Here is a 4,694-nt window from a genome sequence, read left to right as displayed (position 1 = left end):
ACGCCGCCGCCGAAGTAGTTTATGTCGCCGTCCGCTCTCACGTTTCCGTCTTCAAATTCGTTTTCTGTCGTGTAGCGTCCGTTGCCGCCTTCTACAAATATTCCAAGTGTTACGTTGTCTTTGACTTTCTTTGAGAGTCCCGCTGCTACGTTTGTGCTGTTGAGGTCTATGTGGCTGCCTGTTTCATATCTGTTGTGGCTTCCGCCCATTGCCGCAAAGGCTTCCCATGAACCGCTTGACGATGCGCTGTCTATTGCCTGTCCGGCTACAAGGTCGCTTGCGCTGTTGAGCGCGGCTGACGCGCCGAGTCTTGCTTCGCTGAAGGATTTTGTCTGGTCTGCAACGCCCTGGTCAAGGTAGCTGAGCATAAGGGCGTCGTTTTCTATTCCTACGCCGTAGGTGTATTTATAAAGTTCTTCGCCGGTTGCTCCTCTTGCTTCTATTTCTTCTTCGCCGTTGTAGTTTCCGGCTTTTGTGATGAGCGTTATTGTTTCGCCTTTTGCAAGCTTATAGCCTTTTTCCGTCTGGGTAAGTTTTACCGTGGTGTCGGCAAGGTCTATTGTTTCGCCCGTTTCAACTATGGTGTCTCCTTTGGCAAAGCCGTCAAGGTAGAAGTTGACCGTTGAGTTTGCAAGGCTGACTGCGCCGCTGAATTTCGTTTTGCCTTTGAAGTTTGTCGTTCCGTCTATGCTGACGTATCTGTCTTCAAGCGTTCCGCCTGTGAAATTCACTGTTTCGTTGTTTATCAGTCCGCCTTTTATGATGTCCGCGTTTGTTGTAAGGCTTCCTGTTTCAACAACGATATTGCTCTGGCTGATTTCCGCGCCGATTTCAACATTGCCGCGTATTAATGTGTCTCCGCTGCCTGTTATGTTCTGCGCAAGCGTTCCGTCTGAAAGGAGGAGAAGTCCTTCGTTTGCGACGGCTTTTTTGATTCCGTCAGCTTTGATGTACAGTCCTTTGTCTGCATTGACTGTTACGGCTGTTTCAAGTTTTTTGTCCGCGGCGTTGACGTAGCCGTCTATTACCGTTGTTCCTTCGCCTGTGACGTCGCTTCCGAGTTTAGCGAATTTGTCTTCGGAGATGGTTTCGTCTGCTGTTCCGCCTGTAAGGGTGAGGGTACCGCCGTCAAGTGCCGCATTTTCAACGCCGCCGGTTACTCCGTATTTGTCCGCATTGAGTTCAAGGGTGCCGCCCTCTTTTACCGTGGCGTTGGCTATTTTGCCTTCGGCTTTGACCGTGCCCGCCGTTTGTATCGTTACGTCGTTTTCTATGCTTCCCGTACTGCCTACGGTTGTTGTGCCGTCGGCTATTGTGAGGGCGTCGCCTGTTACTGTTCCGTCAACTGTGTTGTCACCTTTGAGCGTAAATTTGTTCGCTGTGGTGAGTGTCGCGTTTTCTTTAACTGTAACGGCTCCCGGCAGTATTGTGCCGCTTGTCACGTCTGCCGTTATGCAGCCTGTTTCGCCCTCGCCTACGGTTACGCCTGTGTTGTAGGTATCGTTTTCAAATGAAAGGTTGAAGTCTCCGCCGAGTTTGGCTGTGAGGGCTTTTTCCGCATAGCCTTTGCTGAGTGTGCCTTCGTTGACGGTTGCTGTGTTGTTAATTTTGAATGCCTGCGTTTCCGAGGCGTAGTCTGTCTGATAGTTGCCGTTCGCCTGTTCTGCGTAGACGAACATTGTGTATTCTGTATCGGGGTTAAGGTTTGCCGTGCTTACAACTTCTGCCGTTTCAGACGCCTGATCTGATATTTTCGCGTAGTTTTCATATACGTACGGATTGTCCTCTGTACCCTCTCCGGTTGCGACTACCGCTGATACGTGAGTGGCATTTGTGTCTTTTCCGCTGTAGGCTACGGTTACGTTTCCGTAATTTTTATACGTCAGTCCGGCTGTCAAATCCATTGTTCCGCCTGCCGACGTGTCAGCCGCAAGGTCGTCAGGAGTTTTATAGCCCGTATATGCCTGTGTTACGGTTACGTTTGTCGGTTTAGCAATGTCCGCGTCTTTCAGCGTCAGTTTCCAGCCGTCTGCGCCGTCGTAGTCCGCCAGTGCGAAGCCGCTGCCGACATTAACGGCGGATTTGCCGCCTGCGGCGGCGGATAAGAAGATTACAGATTGTTTGTCAAGGTTTAAAGCCGAGCGGGCGGCACGATAGTCGTAGTAGACGCTGTTGTCGCCGACGTAGCCGTCGCTGCGGACGCCGCGGGCGTCGTTGCTATTGGTGCCGGGCGAACGAAGCCACCAATAAGCGGCGGGGTAGGATTTACCGCCGTTATAGCCCGTTGTATTGCCGTAAGCTACGTTGTTTGTCGCAAACGCGGTGGCATTGGCTTTGCGGTCGTTATTGTCTTTAAAACCCATGCTGCCGCCGCTTGCTTTGTCTTTCGCTTCTTCGGAGCTGAGGAGGAAGAGTTTGTCGTTAGTTTTTTCCGGTGTGCCTGTGCCGCCAGACGGTAGTGTTTCGTTGGCGGTTGTAAGTATGTAGCCGAATTCTTTGTCGTTGAACGCGTCTCCCGCAAATGTCCCGTAGCTTCCGTCTGAGTTTGCCACGGTCGGGTTTGTTTCGGATTTTTTCGCGTTAGTGCCGTCTCCGTTGAGCGTGGCGCGGATTTCAGAGTCTTTCCAGTTTGTGTATGTGCTCGGGTTGTAGTAGTGCGCGTACATTGCTTTTTCCGTGAGGAGCGTTATGCCTGCCGCGGAGGTTCCGCTTGCGTTTTTGGTGTTACTTGCGTCTGTTTGCAGGACTTTCCACGCTATCGCGCTTTTTCCGGCGTCTCCGTCAACTACCGTTGCATCCTGCCAAAAGCTGCCGAAATAAATCGTGCTTGCGCCTGTTACGCCACTGTCTGACGTTGCTGACGCCGTGAGGTCGTTAACTTTGATTATGCCCGCCGCCATCGCAGGTGAGACCGTAGCGAAGATGAAGGATACAAGCATTAGAATTGCCGCTGTTTTCTTGATATTTCTCATTTCTTTTTCTCCTTTTTTATATTTTTTGCGTGAGGTGTAATCCATTTATGACAAAACATTCGCCGCGGTGTAACGCGTCGTTATGTTTGCAATTTTACTTTTTGTATCTGGAATTTTAGAATTAAAAGAGAGGCAAGAAATACAAAATTTTTCCTCAGAAGGAGAGGCTGTCTGTCTGTCTGTCTGTCTGTCTGTCTGTCTATAAATTCGGCTGACAGCTGACGGCTGACGGCAAAAGCGTTAAAAACAGACTTTTTGTTGAACATTTCTACCCCTCCTTCCGAAACAAAAGTTCAATTACGATAAAAGACAATTACTAAAAGAACCAATGACTGTAAGAAACAATTACCATAAAAGCCAATAACAAAGCGCAATTTCAAGCATGGTATGTTTCATTGCGCAAACCTGACGGAATATTCTCCGCCTTTCGGTATATTTTACAGCGTTATCGTCTGTTGCGCAAGAAGTTTTTTACAAAAATTCTTCTTCAACGTGCTATAATATCTCCAGTTGCCGGTTTGTTCAAAAGACGGCGGACGGTTATGCCCTCAGCGCTCACAAAAGCAATATGAGCAAAGGGGGAGGTGATGCGGATGTCCATAACAGACTTCATTGCAGTTCTCGGTTTGTGTATGACATCGTTCTCCCTTGGATATTCCATCGGAAGAAACACCAAAGACGCACAAAAATAGCCGCTCCTCGCCTAAGGTAAGCGGCTGAAATCTGCTACCGAGGGCTGACCGTCTGTCGACCGGCAACAACCTTCAACTGAAATTATACTGACAATTTGAAAATTGTCAACGCCGCTTTTTCTTTATTTCTCATTGTGCATTTTCGGAATTTCACCATGTGTCCCTACTCTTTAAGGGGTCTTCTCAACGGGCAAAAAACAACCCTTGGGAGAAAAAATTTAATGAATAATGAAAAATTGAAGTGCAAAGGGCAAAGTGAAAAATGCAAAGTGAAGAACGGACAATTGAGGATGTCGTTAGTCGTTGGCAGCCTTTTTTAATTCGTCGTACCGCAATGTTTTTATGCGGTATCCAGCCTGTGCCCAGTATGGGTATGTCTTTGCCCCGCAGAGGCTTGTTTCTGACGGGCTTCGCCCGTAAAACCTCTGGATACCGTATTTCTACGGTATACCCCTCCGGGGCACGCGTGACAAAGATTTTTTCATTTTGAATTTTTCATTTTGCACTTTACATTGCGTCGTTTATTCAGCATTTACAATGCTTTATGAAATTTGCGCCGGAACGGCGCAAAAAAAATCCCGATTTTTTTTCGGGAGAGGGTTGTTTTTGGGGCTCTGAAAAGACCCCTTTAAGAGTGGGAGGACTTGTTAATTTTTGAGCGAGGACTAACGGACAAATCGCTATTAACTGTTGTAAATACTACACTTTTGGAACTTTTACCTGATTTTTCGTCCGCAACCCGCTATTTAAAAAACGCGTAAACTTCTTCTATTTAAGTATCTTGGGAAAACGCAGACGCCGCAAGGCTTCGCAAGGACAGGTGTTTCCATTTTTTTGTCTTTTTTCAAGATATTTAAATAGAGGGTGTTGACGATTTTTCGTCGGGCATGGCTTTTCTGAAACAGTTGTATGACCTGCCGAGGTCTGAAGTTGCGGCTGTTTCTCGGCAGAGAAGCTGCGCCTTATATTTCTCTCACGCATTACGTGATGCGGCTCCAAACGGAGGTAAGCCCGTTGCTTTTCAGCTAAA

The 4,694-nt window shown here is 48.0% G+C and carries 4 protein-coding genes; all 4 read right to left on the bottom strand.

Annotated features, from left to right (window positions below; translation table 11 throughout):
- Positions 1-2,972 (bottom strand): hypothetical protein (locus KBS54_05845; protein ID MBQ0055646.1); only part of this gene is annotated, 2,972 nt, incomplete at its 3' end.
- Between the two features lie 80 nt (positions 2,973-3,052).
- Positions 3,053-3,238 (bottom strand): hypothetical protein, encoded by a 186-nt coding sequence (locus KBS54_05840; GenBank protein ID MBQ0055645.1) that lies wholly within the window; start codon positions 3,236-3,238, stop codon positions 3,053-3,055.
- Between the two features lie 221 nt (positions 3,239-3,459).
- Entirely contained in the window at positions 3,460-3,633 is a 174-nt protein-coding gene (locus KBS54_05835; GenBank protein MBQ0055644.1) for a hypothetical protein, read from the bottom strand.
- A gap of 799 nt (positions 3,634-4,432) precedes the next feature.
- A partial coding sequence (locus KBS54_05830) for a hypothetical protein (protein ID MBQ0055643.1) occupies positions 4,433-4,694 on the bottom strand: 262 nt, incomplete at its 5' end.

Origin of the sequence: Candidatus Equadaptatus faecalis (genome assembly GCA_018065065.1) — a bacterium.
GTDB classification, from domain to species: domain Bacteria; phylum Synergistota; class Synergistia; order Synergistales; family Synergistaceae; genus Equadaptatus; species Equadaptatus faecalis.
Note: the sequence above shows the minus strand (reverse complement) of the source record. Positions and strands in the feature narration are given on the sequence as shown.

Excerpts from the sequence above, each read along its gene's own strand:
- KBS54_05835 (MBQ0055644.1), bottom strand. The coding sequence starts at position 3,633 with ATGGAATATCCAAGGGAGAACGATGTCATACACAAACCGAGAACTGCA.
- KBS54_05840 (MBQ0055645.1), bottom strand. The coding sequence starts at position 3,238 with ATGTTCAACAAAAAGTCTGTTTTTAACGCTTTTGCCGTCAGCCGTCAG.